Raw genomic sequence first — 17,231 nt, 5'->3', positions numbered from 1 at the left:
CGCGCCCAAGGTTCTGCCATCGCCGACGAAGCCATACAGCGCATCGCGCAGCTCTATGCGGTAGAGAAAGAGGCACGCAGGTCACCACCAGATCGACGCGCCGCTCTCAGACCAGCACAGGCAGGGCCGATCTTCGATGATCTGGAAACCTGGCTCCACGCCCCACTGCCAAGCACCTCTGGCAAATCGCCGCTGGCAGGTGCAATCCGCTATGCCCTGACGCGCATGGCACGGCTGCGGTGTTGTTGTCCAGCTCCAAGATGGCGTGGTCGAGGTAAGGGCGAAGCCATCGTCCGTCATTGCGGCTCTTGACCGTAAAATAGCGAATCTGGAAAAAGAGCGCGCACTGGCTCTGGAAGAAATCAAGCATGCGCGCAAACCCAAGCATACCTTTGAGGAGTCGTTCAAACTCGCGATTAGGTTTCTGTCAAGCCTTTGGAAAATATTGAATAATTCAGATTTAGCAGGGCAGAAGACAGTGCTTAGACTGGCTTTTTTGCGCCTTGTGGCATACTGTCGAAATCAGGGTGTTCGAACCCTTGATACTTCATCCCCTTTCAAGGTGTTAGGGGAGTTTTCAACAGATAGAAACGAAATGGTGCACCCGAGAGGATTCGAACCTCTGGCCTCCGCCTTCGGAGGGCGGCGCTCTATCCAGCTGAGCTACGGGTGCCTATGGCGCGGGTATATCTGCCGCAGAAGGACACTGCAATGGGAAAATAGTGCAAACAAGGCGCGAAAACGCGCCCAGAGCACTGCCCACCAACACATTGTTATAAAAACAAAACCCTGCCGCAAAAGGGGCAGGGCATGAGAGAGCAGATGAAAGCGAGTGGTTAGCCGCGCCAGCTGCGTACCACTCCGCAATCCATGTGCACAAAGTTGGATCCGTAGTATTTACCGACACCACCGGCGCGGCAGGACTGTGCTGCGGCGGCCATTTGTGATACACTGCGGGAGGACAAACGCAGGTCGGCGGCTTTGCCCTGCATGTGGAGCGAGTTCTTCGCAACACCGCGGGACCGGCGGCGCAACATCGCATTTGTCTGTGGGCTGCGATAGCCTGACAGAAGCAAATAGGGCTCGCTCACATCCAGAAGGTTGTGCGAGGCCGCCATAATATCGATGGTGCGGGTGTCAATGGAGATCACGTCGTCGCTGCGCCAATCGCGCATGAAGTGGTTCACTTCCTTCACGGCGTCTTTGATGTACTGGCCTTCGATCCAGTAGATCATATCCAGACGCTCACCGGTACGGCCGGAGTACATGCGAATGCGGCGAATGTCGCCTGCACCGCGTAAGAGCCCAGCCGCATTGGAGAATGTCGGGGCTGCTGCCACGGCTGTTGCCGCAAACGCGCCCAAAACTGCCCTACGGGAAATCCCGTTGTTTTTGGTTTCTACCATTTCACTGCGCCGTCCCGTAGCGTATTAGAATTCCTGCCTTAGGTCCGATGTTACGAACCCGTTATCACGTGCCGTTGCGATGTCAAAAGCTATTGCACAGCCAGAATCATCTGCCAACATTTGTTTACCACGAAGCTTTAATCTGGCTAAATTTAGGCGAAAAATTGCGCAAACGGGGACGAAGCCCCTTGTTTTCCCCCTAAATCAAAGGCGCGCAAATGGGCTGCTGTGCGGATGCACCACCTGATAACTTAATTGCCTTATATTACGAAAAGTGAGTGGACCAGGGATTGGAATTCCCCAAAATAGCCGATAACGAACTCTAATTACCGTAGCAGATACCTTTATTCTCAAGGACCTATCTATGTCACAAGTTGCTGTGTCTTCGACTTCAAAATTGATTAAAGCAGGACTTTTTGCATTGTCCATGGGCGGGTTTGCACTTGGCGCGATGCCTGCAACAGCTCAGGTTACCGCTTACAAGCAGGCCATTGCAGAAGCCGCCTCCGACAATTCAGCCGTATCGTCATTTTACCGAAAAAACGGCTATAACGCGATCTGGACCGGCTCGGACGATCAGTCCAAGCTACGCCGCAAAGCATTGTTCCGCGCATTGGAAGAGGCCTCGGTGCATGGTCTTCCCGACCAATCCGATGTGATCTCAGGCCTGATGGCGCAGCTGAAATCCGTGAAAACCACACGTGATCTCGGCGAAGTCGAAGCCGCGATGAGCAAGGCTTTTGTCGAATACGCCCGCGATATGAAGACCGGGATCCTCATCCCGTCGCGCATCGACGATGGTATCGTCCGCAAGAAGACCAAACTGGACGCGGATGTTTTGCTGGCCGGTTTGGAAGACACGCAACCCGGCGCCTATTTGCGCGCCCTGGTTCCCAACTCGACCCAGTACCGTGCCTTGATGCGCGAAAAACTGCGGCTCGAGCAAATCGCGACATACGGCGGCTGGGGTGTATCTGTTCCAAATGGCAAGTATGAGCCCGGTGACAGCGGAGCAGGGGTGGTTGCTTTGCGCAATCGCCTGGTCTCTATGGGGTATATGGAACGCAGCGCCTCTGCGACCTATGATGCCGCACTCGCCAATGCAGTTTTGAATTTCCAGGCCGCACATGGTTTGGAGCAGGACGGTGTGGCCGGTGAAGGCACAATCAAAGAAATCAACGTCACTGCGCGGGAACGTTTGAAATCCGTCATCGTGGCGATGGAACGTGAACGTTGGCTCACCCCCGAACGTGGTGAGCGCCATGTCTTGGTGAACCAGACCGACTTTAGCGCGAAAATCGTCGATCACGGCGACATTACATTCCAGACCCGATCGGTTATCGGTAAAAACACCGGCGATCGTCGTTCGCCCGAGTTTTCGGATGTGATGGAACATATGGTGATTAACCCAAGCTGGTATGTGCCACGCTCGATCATCACCAAGGAATATCTGCCAAAACTGCGTGCCAACCCACATGCGGTGTCGCATCTGCAGGTCACTGACAATCGCGGCCGTGTGGTGAACCGGGGGTCGGTTGACTTTTCTCAGTACACAGCGCGGACATTCCCCTATGCCATGAAACAACCGCCCAGCACCCGCAATGCGTTGGGTTTGGTAAAATTCATGTTCCCAAACAAATACAATATCTACCTCCACGACACGCCGGAAAAGCATCTGTTCTCACGCGAAGTGCGGGCCTATTCCCATGGCTGTATCCGTCTGCACCAACCGTTTGAGTTTGCCTATGCTTTGCTGGCAAAACAGACCGAAGACCCCGAGGCGTTTTTCCAACGAATTTTGAAATCCGGCAAGGAAACCAGGGTCAATCTGGAACAGCACGTGCCGGTTCATATCATCTACCGTACCGCCTTTGTGCCAAACAAAGGCCAGGCTGAGTTCCGTCGTGATGTCTATGGTCGTGACGCAAAAGTTTGGGCTGCTTTGGAGCGGGCAGGGGTGGCGCTGCCCGGCGTTCAAGGGTAAACGTCGGGGCCAATCCAATAGGTTAAGGAGAGGCCCCAATGTTCACTGTTCGAGAGATTGCACAGGCCCTTGGGGCAGACGCTGCTGGTGATCTGGATCTTGTGATTTCAGGCGCAGCAGAGCCCCAAGATGGCGTGCCGGGTTTGCTGGCGATGGCAATGGACCCCAAATACGCCGAAAAGCTACAAGCAGGTCAGGCCGAAGTTGCCCTTTTGTGGGATGGCGCTGAGTGGCAAGAGATGGGGTTAAAGGCCGCCATTTTTGCCAAACGCACCCGTATGGCGATGTCTGGCGTCACAGCCAAACTTGACCCCGGTCAGCATTTTGGCACTGGCATTCACCCATCTGCCGTTATTGATCCAACCGCTGAGCTGGCCGACGACGTGTCTGTCGGCCCCCTGACGGTGATCGGCCCACGTGCGAAAATTGGCAAAGGCTCGGTGATCGGTCCGCAATGTTTTGTTGGCGCCGACGTCACCATCGGCGAAGGCGCTGAGCTGCGCGAAGCCGTGACCATCGGAGCGCGTGCAACAATTGGCGCGCGGTTCCGCTCGCAACCCGGTGCACGGGTGGGCGGCGATGGGTTTTCCTATGTTACCCCCGAAGTCTCTGGCGTGGAAAAGGCGCGTGAAACCCTTGGTGATCAGGGTGAGGCGCGTGCGCAATCTTGGGAACGCATTCATTCTCTTGGCGCTGTGTCGATTGGCGATGATGTGGAGCTGGGCGCGAACGTCACAATCGACAATGGCACCATCCGCGACACCGTGATCGGGGACGGCACCAAACTGGATAACCAAGTTCACATTGGCCACAACACTCGCATCGGGCGCGATTGTCTGCTGTGCGGCCAATCTGGCGTTTCCGGGTCGGTCGAGATCGGAAATAACGTGGTCCTGGGTGGAAAAACCGGCGTCAACGACAATATCTTTATTGGCGATGGTGTGATTGCCGGTGGCAGTTCGATCATTTTGTCCAACGTTCCGGCGGGTCGGGTGGTTCTTGGATACCCGGCTGTCAAAATGGAGACACATACTGAGATGTATAAGGCACAACGGCGTTTGCCCAGGTTGATGCGCGACATTGATGCGCTGAAAAAGGCTGTTTTCAAATAAACAGTCTGCCGTTACATCACCTCAAACACCAAAGATTGGAGAGGCTACATGAGCATTCAGGATCAGGTCATCGAAATCATCGCCGAACAGGCGGTCCTGGAACCCTCCGACGTCAAACTGGACAGCACCCTCGAAGATCTTGGCATCGATAGCCTAGGTCTGGTTGAAAGCATCTTTGCCATCGAAGAAGCGTTTGACGTCACCGTACCTTTCAACGCCAATGAGCCGGATCAAAGCGATTTCGACATCTCCAACGTTGCCGCAATCATTGCTGGCATCGAAAAGCTCATCGCTCAAAAGTAAGTATTTTCAATAGCATGAAACGCGTTGTTATCACCGGGGCCGGAACCATAAACTCGTTGGGTCACTCGGTGCCCGAAACACTTGACGCAATGCGCGAGGGACGCTGCGGCATCGGCCCGCTTGAGTTTCAGGACGTTGAACGCCTGTCGATCCAGATCGGCGGACAGGTGCGCGGGTTTGAGGCCGAAGGCCGGTTTAACCGCCAGCAAATGGCGCTGTATGATCGTTTCACCCAGTTCACCTTGATCGCGGCAAAGGAAGCCATCGCGCAATCCGGCCTCGAATTCATTGGCGACCTAGCGGCCCGCTCTGGCGTTGTGCTTGGCACCGCCGGCGGTGGGGTCTCCACGTGGGATGCCAATTATCGCTCGGTCTATGAAGACGGTAAAAACCGGGTGCACCCGTTTGTTGTTCCAAAGCTGATGAACAATGCCGCAGCCAGCCATGTGTCGATGGAATACAACCTCAAAGGGCCAAGCTTTACGGTGTCCACGGCCTGTGCCTCCTCCAATCACGCGATGTCCCAAGCGTTCCAGATGGTGCGTTCGGGTATGAGCCCGGCGATGGTCACCGGTGGATCTGAATCGATGCTGTGTTTTGGCGGCGTGAAGGCCTGGGAAGGCTTGCGGGTTATGTCCAAAGACGCCTGCCGCCCGTTCAGTGCCAATCGCAACGGCATGGTCCAGGGCGAAGGTGCGGGTATTTTTGTGTTCGAAGAATACCAACATGCCAAGGCGCGCGGGGCTGAAATCCTGTGCGAAGTCATTGGTTGCGCGATGTCTTCTGACGCCTCAGACATTGTCATGCCCAGCAAACAAGGGGCCGCGCGCGCCATATCCGGTGCCTTGGCTGATGCCAAAGTCGCCCCATCAGACGTAGGCTACATCAACGCCCATGGTACAGGCACGGCCGCGAATGACAAAACCGAATGCGCGGCGGTCGCCGATGTCTTTGGCCCGCATGCGGATAACCTGATGATTTCGTCGACAAAATCCATGCACGGCCATTTGATCGGAGGCACCGGTGGCGTCGAACTTCTCGCCTGTATCATGGCGTTGCGCGACGGGGTGATCGCTCCGACCATCGGCTATGAAGAACACGACCCCGAATGCGCGCTGGATATCGTGCCCAATGAAGCCCGCGACGCCAAAGTCGACGTGGTTCTGAGCAACGCGTTTGCCTTTGGCGGTTTGAACGCAGTCTTGGCTTTGCGCGCCGTCTAATACGCTGAACGACAAATGCAAAAGGCCGCGCTGACATTCAGACGCGGCCTTTTTCATTTCGTAAGGTAGCGTTCGTTACTGTTTGACGACATCCACAACGTTGAAACCAGCGGTAAAGCCAGACAACGAAAGCTTCATGTTCAAAACCTGATCGGGAGCAGGGGCCGGACGCAGGGTCAAGATCGCCTCTTTGCCGCGCTTATAGCCGTCAATGTCTTCCTGTGTCAGACCGATCTGCGCAACGCAGCCCAATGGGTTACAGAAGGAATAATTATAGCGTTTCGCAGGTGCGCCATCGATCGAAATGGTCAAACCAGCGGGCAACAGCGTCTCAAGCGGGACGATAACAGTTGCACCGGCGACTGCGGGGCTGCCTTCTTGCTCAAGACGGAACAGCGACATTTCTGCCAGCGGGTTGTTTTGTGAATCTACGACGATCTGCAGCAAAGAACATGGATCTTGCTCTTCTTCTGTTTTGACACAGGCAAGATCCCAATCGCCATGTTGCGCTTTGGAATAACGCTCACCCAGGCGGGGGCCTTCTTGAACGGGTTCACCCAAATCCAGCGCAGGGCCGGTGATGGGCGCCTCAGCCTGAGGGGCTTGCTCCGCTGCAACGTCAGGCGCCGCTGTCGCTGCGTCTTGCGCAAATACGGGCGCTGCTGTTGCCAATACCACTGCCAGGGAAATCGGCGTCAGGGACTTAAACATGAATGCCTCTTTAATTTTAAGGTCTCTCGGGACGGGGTTTAACATGCAATGAAACGCGTGTCAGCGGACTATCCGCCGTTGATGGATCTTTTGCAAATGCCAAAAAAGAGAGGTTTTTGAGAGGGCAAGTCACCAAAAAATAAAAGGAAACCCGAAGGTTTCCTTTTGAATTGGTTCTCCCCGTCGGACTGGCCGACTTAGTTATTGACGAAACCGTACGAGAGGGGAGCGCCCCGGTCAACTGTCAATGACAAGAAAATGACAGTTTTCCACCGCTCGGTCAGAATCTCTTACCCAGTTGCATGTCGGACGCTTGGGACTGCAAACGTATGTTTCTGGCGAAAAAAAGGCCGTGCACTAGGCACGGCCAGTCTGACAGGGAGGAAATGACCAGCGACACATCCGCATATGTTTCGTTGGTCACCTTTAACCATAAGCAGAATTCGTTAATCATGTGTTTCCAAGGATTTCAGTTCACGAAGGGCCCGGAGACGCGCATGGTTAACGACATTTTCATCGGCGGTGGTGGCGAGAATTACTCGCAAAAGCAAAACCTTAACCCCAAATACGCGAACCGGCATGGCCTCATTGCAGGCGCAACGGGAACGGGCAAGACTGTAACATTGCAAATTCTCGCCGAGAATTTTTCCAATCTTGGCGTGCCGGTGATTCTGACTGACATCAAAGGCGACCTGTCTGGCCTCGCAAAATCCGGCAGTCCTGACCATAAATTGCACGATGCGTTTTACAGCCGCGCGGCGCAAATTGGCTTTGACGATTACAACTATCACAACTGCCCGGTCACGTTCTGGGACCTGTTTGGCGAACAAGGGCACCCGGTGCGCACAACTGTGGCAGAAATGGGGCCTTTGTTGTTATCGCGCCTGTTGGAGCTGAGCGAAACTCAGGAAGGGATCCTGAACATTGCTTTCCGCCTGGCGGACGAACAGGGGATGCCGCTGCTTGATCTGAAGGACCTGCAAGCGCTGCTGGTCTGGGTCGGCGAAAACCGCGCGGACCTGTCGTTGCGCTATGGCAATGTCTCAACCGCGTCCATCGGTGCTATTCAGCGACGGTTGTTGGTGTTGGAGAACCAGGGCGGCAATGGTTTTTTTGGCGAACCGGCCTTGGCGTTGACTGACTTGATGCGGACCACTGCGGATGGGCGCGGCATGGTCAATATTCTGGCGGCGGACAAGCTGATGGCCGCGCCGCGCCTCTATTCGACCTTCCTTTTGTGGCTGCTGAGCGAGCTGTTTGAGGAGCTGCCCGAAGTGGGCGATCCCGAAAAACCCCGCCTGGTGTTCTTCTTTGACGAGGCGCATCTGCTGTTTGACGACGCCCCCAAAGTCCTGATCGACAAGGTCGAGCAAGTCGCGCGGCTGATCCGCTCCAAAGGGGTCGGCGTCTATTTCATAACCCAGTCGCCGGCGGATGTGCCCGAAGATATCCTTGGCCAATTGGGGAACCGGATCCAACATGCCCTGCGCGCCTTTACCGCGCGCGATCGCCGTAACCTGAAACTTGCGGCCGAGACCTATCGCGAGAACCCGGCCTTTTCGACCGAGGACGCCATTCGCGAGGTTGGGGTCGGGGAGGCTGTGACCTCGCTCTTGGAGAAAAAGGGTATTCCCGGTGTTGTCCAACGCACCCTTATCCGTCCGCCCAGCAGCCAATTGGGCCCGATCACCCAAAGTGAGAGAGCGGGAATTTTGTCCCAGTCTGACCTGTCGTCCAAGTATAATACACGGATTGATCGCCGATCCGCCTTTGAGATTTTGCAAAAACGCGCGGGCGATGCCGCTAAAGCCGCCGAAAAAGCTGAGGAACAAGCCGAAGAAGACCCGTCACCTGTGGCACGCGAATTCAGTACCGCCCGCAGATATTCGGGTGGCCGCATTGGCAGGTCCACATCCCGCAGCTATCGCAAGCAGGACACGTTTGCCTCTGCCATGTCGCAAGCGGTGATCAAAGAGTTAAAAGGCACCACCGGACGCCGGATCGTGCGCGGTATCCTCGGCGGTTTGTTCAAAGGGCGCTGACCCCGCGCGATTGTGATCTCAACCACCGGGGTTTGCGCGCATACTGACCAGCGGAAACGCCCCAAGCCGCGACTAAAGAGGAGTTAAGCCAATGGGTTATTCACGGGTTTTGGCCTGCGTGGTCACCGGCATGCTGGCGTCCGGCGCATCGTCACTCGCGGCGCAAGTGATGGGCAGCAGCGCAGGCGCGTTGAAAATCACCAAGATGGCCGATGGGTTTGATATCCCATGGGGATTTGGCTTCTTGCCGGATGGATCGGTGTTGATCACGGATCGCGAGGGGCTTTTGTATCTGGTGCGCGATGGTGCCAAAACCTCGGTCTCTGGCGTGCCGGAGGTCGCAGCGGTCGGGCAGGGTGGCTTGCTGGATGTCTTGGTCCCGCGTGATATTGCGACATCCGGCGAAATCCTGTTGACGCTGTCACGCCAAGACAACCGTGGGGCCGGAACCGCGCTGGTCAGTGCGACGCTGTCACCCGATTTCACCGAGATCACCCAATCAAAGGTCCTGTTACAAGTCCGGGGCACTGACGGTGGGCGCCATTTTGGCTCCCGCGTGCGCGAAGCCAAAGACGGCTCCCTGTATCTGACGTCAGGCGAACGCGGTGACCGCGACAGCGCGCAGGATCTATCCAATCGGCAAGGTGCGATTTTGCGCGTGAACCGCGATGGCTCCCCCCATGCGAACAACCCGTTTATCGGGCAGGCCGGCGTCATGCCTGAAATCTGGTCCTATGGCCATCGCAACCCGCAAGGTCTGGCGATTGATCGCACCGGTCAGGTCTGGGCGGTGGAACATGGCGCACGCGGCGGGGATGAGATCAACAAGATCGAGAAAGGCGCGAACTATGGCTGGCCCGTGATCGCCTATGGTCGCAATTATTCCGGCACAAAGATCGGCATCGGCACCGCCAAAGACGGCCTGGAACAGCCCGCGTTCTTCTGGGATCCCTCCATCGCGCCGTCGGGCATGATGATCTATTCGGGCAAGCTCTGGCCCGCGTGGCGCGGTGATATGTTTATCGGATCGCTCAAATTCGACTATATCGCGCGTCTGGATGGCACGCCAAAGTCCGAGCAGGAGCAGCTGCGCCATGAAACCACCGGGCGCATTCGCGACATCCGCGAGGCGCCGGATGGCAGTATCTGGTTTGCCTCAGAGTATGAGGGGGCCTTGTTCCGCCTGACGCCCGCGCCTTAATGCGGAGCCCCCGCGCGTGAGCCACGTTCGCGGTAGGGCGTGGTGTCGTAATGCGACCGGTAGCATTTTGAAAAATGCGAGGGTGATGCAAAACCACAGGCCAAGGCCACGTTGATCACGCTCAGATCTGTTTGCATCAACAGGTTGCGCGCCTTTTGCAGTCGCAGCTCCATGTAATAGCGTTTGGGGGAGCGGTTCAGATAGCGGCGGAACAGACGCTCCAACTGCCGAGTAGACATGCCTACATCTTGCGCGAGAATGGCCGGGCTGATCGGCTCTTCCAGATTGGCTTCCATCTTCTGGATCACCATCGACAATTTCGGGTGCCGCACACCGATGCGGGTCGGAACCGAGAGACGTTGGGTGTCCTGTTCGGTGCGAATGTTGGAATAGATCATCTGGTCGGCCACAGCATTAGCCAGATCTTCGTTCTCGTAAGAGGCAATCAGCTTTAGCATCAAATCGATCGTCGATGTGCCGCCCGCCGCCGTGACGCGTTTGCCATCCATCACATAGACCGATTTGGTCAAATCGACATCCATGAATTCTTCGGTGAAGCTATCGATATTCTCCCAGTGGATGGTCGAGCGTTTGCCATCCAGCAGACCGGATTTGGCCAGCGCATAGGACCCGGTGCACAGCGCGCCCATGGTTGCCCCTTTGCGCGCCTCGCGGCGCAACCAGCTGATGAGCCGGGGAGTCGTGCCGTCGCGCACATTCACACCGCCGCAAATCAACACCGTATCATCACGTGCGATCTCACCCAGATCACCGTCCAGATAAAAGGACAGTCCGGCCGAGCACCGCGCCTCTTCGCCACCTTCCCCCATCAAGACCCATTCAAAAACGGCCTGACCGGCCATTTTATTGGCCAAACGCAACGCATCCACCGCCGAAGCGAAGGGAAGCAAGGTAAAGTTATCTAACAACACAAAAACAAACCGGGTTGGCGGTTTCGTTTGAACGCGCTGCGTATTCATGGCCTGCACCTGTCGATGTTTATATATCATTGAATCAGACAGTTTTTTACCTGTCGCGTCAAATCCTGACGAGAACCCTGCTCATAGGTTTTCGATTTGGTCAAGCCTTCGCAAATCGGAACTGGCCAGCAAGGGTGCAGTTTTGTATAGCTTGCCTCCAACGATCCCATTTCGCGATCACGGAGAATGAGCGATGAGTGAGTGGCAAAAATCGAAATGGCGCAACAAGCCACGAGTTCAAATGCCGGATTATACCGACGCAGCCGCCCTTGAGGCCGTGGAAGCGAAGCTGTCAAAGTTTCCGCCACTGGTGTTTGCGGGCGAAGCGCGCCGGTTGAAAGAGCATCTGGGTGCCGCCGGACGCGGTGAGGCATTTTTGCTCCAAGGCGGCGACTGCGCTGAAAGCTTTGATCAATTTAGCGCCGACGCGATCCGCGACACGTTCAAGGTCATGCTGCAGATGGCGCTGGTTCTGACCTATGCCGCCAAAGTGCCGGTGGTCAAAGTGGGCCGTATGGCCGGGCAGTTTGCCAAGCCGCGCTCTGCGCCGACCGAGACATTGGATGGTCTGGAACTGCCCAGCTATCGGGGTGACATCATCAACGATCTCGCCTTTACCTCTGAGGCGCGGATTCCGAATCCGCAGAAGATGTTGCAGGCCTATACGCAGTCTTCGGCCACGTTGAACCTGCTGCGCGCGTTTTCGACCGGCGGTTATGCGGATCTGAACCAGGTGCACGCCTGGATACTGGACTTTACTGAGACCAACAAAGCCGAAGCCTATCGTGAGATGGCGAACCGGATCACCGATGCGCTGGACTTTATGAAAGCGGCCGGTGTGAACGCGGATGTTGCGCATACCTTGCAGTCGGTGGATTTCTACACCAGCCACGAAGGTCTGCTGCTGGAATATGAAGAAGCGTTGACGCGCAACGATTCCACCTCAGGCAAATGGCTGGCAGGATCCGGTCACATGATCTGGATCGGCGACCGCACCCGCCAGCCGGATGGCGCACATGTTGAATTCTGCCGCGGCGTGTTGAACCCAATTGGTCTGAAATGTGGCCCAACCACCACCGCCGGTGATCTCAAAGTTCTGATGAGCAAGCTGAACCCCGAGAACGAAGAGGGTAAGCTGACCCTGATCGCGCGTTTTGGTGCAGGCAAGGCGGGCGATCACCTGCCGCGTCTGATCAATGCCGTCAAAGAAGAGGGGGCCAAGGTCACCTGGGTTTGCGATCCGATGCACGGCAATACCATCAAATCGGCAACCGGATATAAAACGCGTCCGTTTGAACGGGTTCTGGGCGAAGTGCGCGACTTCTTTGATGTGCACAAAGCCGAAGGCACCATCCCCGGCGGTGTGCACTTCGAAATGACCGGCCAGGATGTGACCGAATGCACCGGTGGTGTACGTGCGGTGACCGAAGAAGACCTGTCCGCGCGCTACCACACCGCATGTGATCCGCGTCTGAACGCCAGCCAGTCTCTGGAACTGGCCTTCCTAGTGGCGGAAGAGATCACCAAGCAACGCGGAACCGCACCGGCGCGCGTCGCAAGCTAAGCTAGCCAGACCATAGAATTGGAAAGAGGCGCGCCATTCGGTGCGCCTTTTTTGATGTCCCCCCTGAACCGGGGGCCACAAAAGGGAAACGCCCCGAGCGTTCTGCTCTGGGGCGCTTGATGCTTTAAAGACGATGACCAATTCGTCCTAAAAGCGGGATAAATTTTCACTATCGGGGTGGGGTCAATCCTTGCTGACCACAAGACGCAGATGCGAGCCGCGTGCCGATTTCGGCTGAACCGGTTCTTCGGCTTCACTGGCGACACCAGCTGCCCCAGCCGTGCTTTGCTTTTCAGCCTCTTCACGGCGGCGCTTCAACAGGTTGCGGGCCTCATCCATGATGCTGGGCTCTGCTTTGAAGCGTTCCTGCGTCTCGGCAAAGCCGGGATTGACAACATTGCTGTCTGTCTTGGCTTGAACCGGTTCTGGACGGTCCTTGGCTTTGAACTCCGCGTTCTTGGCTGGGTTATCTGATACCGCACGCATGTCGATGTTGGAGATGGTGAAACGCTGCGACGCGCCGGTTGGATTGCCTTCGGAGATAAAGACACCCAATGCGCGGCTGATGTCACCCAGGTCACTGCGCAGCGGCAGCAACAGCATATGTGCTTCACGTGCGCCGCGGGTGCGGGTGGATTCTGTCTGCAGCGTCAATTCGATGATCGCAGGCGTGTCGAACATATGTTCCATCGCCGCGCCCAGTTGTTTCCGGGCGTCCGGTGTGAAAAACGCGCTGAGCGGCATGCCGCGCACTTCCATGCCGGCCATCTCGTTCACTTGCTGACCGGCCAGGCGGAACCGCGCAATACCGGGTGCGATACGTTCAACGATAAAGGTCTGGCTGAGGATGTTTTCCAAACCGCGCGGATCAACCTGCGAGCGGTTCGGCACATCGTCACCGCGACGCAGAGCCGTCCAATATGCCTCAGCTTGGCGCATAGGTGTCAGCGACACCCGATCACGAAAGCGACCCATAGAAACCACCTTGTCCTGCTCGGTCCCTTGCTTGGACCCTTTGCGACCGCCGAAAAACATATCTGTTATCCTTATTGCATCCGTTCAGAACTTGGCCTGGCAGATGCCCCATCGCATCCTCAGGCTTAGCTCTATTTTGGTTACCTTGAAGTTAACATGCCATATTATGAATCAAATTTGGACGACTTCTTTAAGCAATGGTTAACGCTTTAGTATAGTCACCTGACCTTCAGGCTCTTTCCTTACCCTGACCATATGGGTAGTTGTGGTCTACATCCTTGTTTTTCTACGGAGATCACACATGTCCATTTGCTCCATGACTGGTTTTGCCTCTTCTCAAGGCACGCTTGACACCCATGCCTGGAGTTGGGAAATCCGCTCAGTTAACGCAAAAGGATTAGATTTGCGCCTTCGGGTACCTGATTGGTTGGATGGGTTGGAAAAACACCTGCGTGGTCAATTGGACAAGGGTCTCTCTCGGGGGAATGTATCGCTGGCGCTTCGTATTTCAAGCGAAGCCGCCGAAGGGCAGCGGTTTTCTGTCAACGCCACCGCATTGAATTCTGTGCTGCATGCCATGGCCAAGGCTGAGACCGCCGCCAAAAGCGCAGGTGTCGATCTGGACCGGTCCAGCGTGGCGGATCTGTTGTCGATCCGTGGTGTATTGGAACAGGAGCAAAACGAGACCGATCCGGCCCCGTTGGTTGCTGCCCTCAAAAAGGATTTCGAAACACTTTTGGCGGAATTCGTCCAAATGCGTGGCGACGAGGGGCGTGCCCTGGAGAAAGTATTAACCTCTCAGCTGCAGCATATGGATGACCTGCGCAGACAAGCTGTAGCCTGTGTCGCGGCCCGCCAAGAAGGCGCCGCAACCGCGTTCAAGGCGGCTTTGTCGCGTGTCATAGATAATGTGGACGGGCTGGATGCGGACCGTGTTGCACAGGAACTGGCACTGTTGGCGGTCAAAGCGGATATCACCGAAGAACTGGACCGGCTGGAGGCGCATATCGCCGCCGCCCATGATCTGCTGTCCAAAGGCGGCGCCGTCGGACGCCGATTTGACTTTTTGATGCAAGAATTCAACCGAGAGGCCAATACATTGTGTTCTAAGTCACAACACAGCGCGCTGACCTCCGTTGGATTAGAGATGAAAGCAGTCATTGACCAAATGCGCGAGCAGGTTCAGAACATCGAGTAACTAAAGACACGAAAGGGATATCCCCATGAGCGACCGTCGCGGCCTTCTGATCATCCTCAGCTCTCCATCCGGGGCAGGGAAGTCAACCTTGGCAAAACGCCTGCGCACATGGGATCCCACGATCTCGTTTTCGGTTTCGGCCACAACCCGCAACCCACGTCCCGGCGAAGAAGACGGTAAGGATTACCATTTCTCCACCGTTGATGATTTCAAAAGCGCTGTGACCGAAGGCGAAATGCTCGAGCACGCTTTTGTCTTTGGCAATTTTTATGGCTCCCCCAAGGGACCCGTGAAACAGGCGATCGATGCGGGGCGCGATGTTCTGTTTGATATCGACTGGCAAGGGGCGCAACAGATCCGCAACTCGGACCTTGGCCAGCACACGCTGTCGATTTTCCTGCTGCCACCTTCCATTCATGAGCTGAAACGCCGTCTGGAAAGCCGTGGTCAGGATGATGCGGAGACCATTGATCGCCGGATGCAGAAAAGCTGGGACGAGATCAGCCACTGGGGCTCTTATGACCATGTGCTGGTGAACGATGATCTGGATACCACCGAAGAGGCGCTCAAGACCATTATCACCGCAACCCGCCTGCGCCGTATCCAGCAGCCGCAACTGGTCGATCATGTGCGCACGCTGCAATCGGAGTTTGAGGAGATGTCATGACCCTCTATGCGTTGGGCGAATATGAACCGCAGATCGCAGATGACACCTGGGTCGCACCGGACGCCAATCTGATCGGGCAGGTCGTGTTGGAGACCGGAGCGTCGGTCTGGTTTGGCACCACCATTCGCGCCGACCATGAAGAGATCCGAATTTCAGCCGGCACCAACGTGCAAGAAAACGTGGTGATGCATATCGACAAAGGCTACCCGCTGACCATCGGCACCAATTGCACCATTGGTCACAAGGCAATGCTGCACGGCTGTACCATTGGCGACAATTCTTTGATCGGCATGGGGGCCACCATCCTTAACGGGGCCAAGATCGGGCGCAACTGTCTGATCGGGGCAGGGGCTTTGATCACCGAGGGCAAAGAAATTCCCGACAACTCACTTGTTATGGGTGCTCCGGGCAAGGTTGTGCGGGACGTGGATTCGACCCTGGCCGCGAAACTGACCCAAAGCGCGGTGCATTACCAAGAGAACATGCGCAAGTTCCGCGACGGGCTGCGTCCGCTATAACAGCCGAGGCTCAACACGGTTTTGTGATGGGTTAAGGATTTGCCACGTGGCGTTTACATTGGCGGGCTAGGGAGCTGCACCCAATTCAGGATACGAAGACATGTCTGACGAGCTTATTCGCGGTTTCCTTGACGCTATTCCGCAACCTGCCCTGTTGATTGATCAAAGCGAACGCCTGATCTGTGCGAACTCGCCTGCGGTTGCCTTGTTGGGGAATGCCATCGTCGGACGCCACTTTGCCACCATCCTGCGCCAGCCACAGGTAATTTCCGCGATTGAAGCCTGCCTCAATGAACGGGGGCCAAAATCTGCGCGCCATTTGTCGAATGACGGCGCACAGGACACCAGCTTTGACGTCACGCTGCGCTATGTGCCCGGCATCGGTGCGGTGAACGGCGGCGCGGCGCTGCTCAGCTTTGTGGATGTGACCGACCGTGAACAGGCCAGCCAGATGCGGCGCGATTTTGTCGCCAACGTCAGCCACGAGCTGCGCACCCCGCTGACCGCCTTAATGGGGTTCATTGAGACATTGCGAGGACCAGCCCGCGACGATGCTTCAGCTCGAGACCGCTTTCTGGACATCATGGACGGTGAGGCGAACCGGATGAACCGTTTGGTCGGTGATCTTCTGTCGCTGAACCGTGTTGAGACCGAAGAACGGGTCCGCCCAAAGGAAGATGTAGATCTGAACGGACGCTTGGCCTCGACCATCAAAACATTGGAACCCGTCGCAAACGGGCAGGGGGTCGAGCTCAACCTTTATGTGCCAGAAGAAAGCATCCAAGTAAAAGGTGACCCGGATCAGTTGCAGCAGGTCTTCACCAACCTTGTGGAGAATGCCATCAAATATGGGGGCGACCGGGTCGAGGTCCGTCTGCATGCCTCGGAACGTGACCCGGCGGTACGCGCCGCTGCTGCCCGTATCCAGGTAATCGACAATGGCTCCGGAATAGACCCTGTACATCTGCCGCGCCTGACCGAACGGTTTTACCGGGCGGACAGTCACAGATCGCGTGAGATGGGTGGAACCGGGCTTGGACTGGCAATTGTAAAGCATATCGTTAACCGTCATCGCGGTCGGATGCGGGTTGAAAGCGACCTCGGCAAGGGCTCTGTCTTCACCGTGATTTTACCTTTGCTTTGAATGACTTAATCATAAAATCTAGACTTGGAGAATCACGCTAGACAAGACCACCACGGGATCGCGTTGATGGTCTTTTTTGTCATAAATTCGGGCATTGTCATGTGGTTGTTACATTGCTGTCACAAAAGGCTCACGTGGCATGCTTACGACGTGCCACAGATCATCGTGGGGGTGATCGAAAAAAAACTTACTCGTGGAGAGAC

Annotated in this window: 16 protein-coding genes and 1 tRNA gene; 12 read left to right on the top strand and 5 right to left on the bottom strand. The window is 56.1% G+C overall.

Annotated features, from left to right (window positions below; all coding sequences use genetic code 11):
- Positions 1–312, top strand: a 312-nt coding sequence (locus KMP13_RS11290; RefSeq protein WP_215265961.1) for an IS66 family transposase, incomplete at its 5' end; no start/stop codon positions are given.
- A 284-nt stretch (positions 313–596) separates the two neighbouring features.
- On the opposite strand, the gene KMP13_RS11285 is transcribed toward KMP13_RS11290, so the two are convergent.
- Positions 597–673 (bottom strand) — tRNA-Arg (locus KMP13_RS11285).
- 163 nt (positions 674–836) lie between these two features.
- Positions 837–1,406 (bottom strand): YcbK family protein, encoded by a 570-nt coding sequence (locus KMP13_RS11280; protein WP_215265960.1) that lies wholly within the window; start codon positions 1,404–1,406, stop codon positions 837–839.
- Positions 1,407–1,770: 364 nt separating this feature from the next.
- On the opposite strand from KMP13_RS11280, the gene KMP13_RS11275 reads away from it, so the two are divergent.
- Genes KMP13_RS11275 through KMP13_RS11260 form a run of 4 tightly spaced genes read left to right on the top strand, consistent with a single transcriptional unit; the run spans position 1,771 to position 6,028 of the window.
- Positions 1,771–3,390 carry a L,D-transpeptidase family protein gene (locus KMP13_RS11275; protein WP_215265959.1) on the top strand — a complete coding sequence of 540 codons (1,620 nt, stop codon included), beginning with the start codon at positions 1,771–1,773 and terminating at the stop codon, positions 3,388–3,390.
- A gap of 38 nt (positions 3,391–3,428) precedes the next feature.
- Positions 3,429–4,502, top strand: coding sequence for a UDP-3-O-(3-hydroxymyristoyl)glucosamine N-acyltransferase (gene lpxD, locus KMP13_RS11270; RefSeq protein WP_215265958.1), 1,074 nt, complete (start codon positions 3,429–3,431; stop codon positions 4,500–4,502).
- Positions 4,503–4,550: 48 nt separating this feature from the next.
- A complete protein-coding gene (locus KMP13_RS11265) occupies positions 4,551–4,805 on the top strand; it encodes an acyl carrier protein (protein ID WP_215265957.1) in 255 nt (84 codons plus the stop codon).
- Positions 4,806–4,819: 14 nt separating this feature from the next.
- Positions 4,820–6,028 (top strand): beta-ketoacyl-[acyl-carrier-protein] synthase family protein, encoded by a 1,209-nt coding sequence (locus KMP13_RS11260; RefSeq protein ID WP_215265956.1) that lies wholly within the window; start codon positions 4,820–4,822, stop codon positions 6,026–6,028.
- Positions 6,029–6,103: 75 nt separating this feature from the next.
- Here the strand turns inward: KMP13_RS11260 and KMP13_RS11255 are convergent, their stop codons facing one another.
- The gene (locus tag KMP13_RS11255) at positions 6,104–6,739 is read right to left on the bottom strand and encodes an invasion associated locus B family protein (RefSeq protein WP_215265955.1); all 636 of its coding nucleotides are present in this window, start codon (positions 6,737–6,739) and stop codon (positions 6,104–6,106) included.
- A 497-nt stretch (positions 6,740–7,236) separates the two neighbouring features.
- Between KMP13_RS11255 and KMP13_RS11250 the strand changes: the two genes are divergently transcribed.
- A complete protein-coding gene (locus KMP13_RS11250; protein ID WP_215265954.1) occupies positions 7,237–8,781 on the top strand; it encodes a helicase HerA-like domain-containing protein in 1,545 nt (514 codons plus the stop codon).
- 91 nt (positions 8,782–8,872) lie between these two features.
- Positions 8,873–9,982, top strand: coding sequence for a PQQ-dependent sugar dehydrogenase (locus tag KMP13_RS11245; RefSeq protein ID WP_215265953.1), 1,110 nt, complete (start codon positions 8,873–8,875; stop codon positions 9,980–9,982).
- On the opposite strand, the gene KMP13_RS11240 is transcribed toward KMP13_RS11245, so the two are convergent.
- Entirely contained in the window at positions 9,979–10,962 is a 984-nt protein-coding gene (locus KMP13_RS11240) for a GlxA family transcriptional regulator (protein WP_215265952.1), read from the bottom strand. The two genes, KMP13_RS11245 and KMP13_RS11240, sit on opposite strands and share 4 nt — an antisense overlap.
- Before the next feature lie 193 nt (positions 10,963–11,155).
- On the opposite strand from KMP13_RS11240, the gene KMP13_RS11235 reads away from it, so the two are divergent.
- On the top strand, positions 11,156–12,526 hold the full coding sequence (locus KMP13_RS11235; RefSeq protein ID WP_215265951.1) for a class II 3-deoxy-7-phosphoheptulonate synthase: 1,371 nt from the start codon (positions 11,156–11,158) through the stop codon (positions 12,524–12,526).
- A gap of 183 nt (positions 12,527–12,709) precedes the next feature.
- Here the strand turns inward: KMP13_RS11235 and KMP13_RS11230 are convergent, their stop codons facing one another.
- Positions 12,710–13,561, bottom strand: coding sequence for a PAS domain-containing protein (locus KMP13_RS11230; protein WP_215265950.1), 852 nt, complete (start codon positions 13,559–13,561; stop codon positions 12,710–12,712).
- A gap of 241 nt (positions 13,562–13,802) precedes the next feature.
- Between KMP13_RS11230 and KMP13_RS11225 the strand changes: the two genes are divergently transcribed.
- The 4 genes from KMP13_RS11225 to KMP13_RS11210 all read left to right on the top strand — a co-directional run bounded on the left by KMP13_RS11225 (position 13,803) and on the right by KMP13_RS11210 (position 17,028).
- A complete protein-coding gene (locus KMP13_RS11225) occupies positions 13,803–14,699 on the top strand; it encodes a YicC/YloC family endoribonuclease (RefSeq protein ID WP_215265949.1) in 897 nt (298 codons plus the stop codon).
- A gap of 25 nt (positions 14,700–14,724) precedes the next feature.
- Positions 14,725–15,366 (top strand): guanylate kinase, encoded by a 642-nt coding sequence (gene gmk / locus KMP13_RS11220; RefSeq protein WP_215265948.1) that lies wholly within the window; start codon positions 14,725–14,727, stop codon positions 15,364–15,366.
- On the top strand, positions 15,363–15,884 hold the full coding sequence (locus tag KMP13_RS11215; protein WP_215265947.1) for a gamma carbonic anhydrase family protein: 522 nt from the start codon (positions 15,363–15,365) through the stop codon (positions 15,882–15,884). Before gmk ends, KMP13_RS11215 begins: the two co-directional genes overlap by 4 nt.
- Before the next feature lie 100 nt (positions 15,885–15,984).
- Positions 15,985–17,028, top strand: coding sequence for a sensor histidine kinase (locus KMP13_RS11210; RefSeq protein WP_215265946.1), 1,044 nt, complete (start codon positions 15,985–15,987; stop codon positions 17,026–17,028).
- Positions 17,029–17,231: the final 203 nt, after the last annotated feature.

This window comes from Epibacterium ulvae (genome assembly GCF_018678075.1).
In the GTDB taxonomy this organism is placed as follows: Bacteria; Pseudomonadota; Alphaproteobacteria; order Rhodobacterales; family Rhodobacteraceae; genus Epibacterium; species Epibacterium ulvae_A.
Note: the sequence above shows the minus strand (reverse complement) of the source record. Positions and strands in the feature narration are given on the sequence as shown.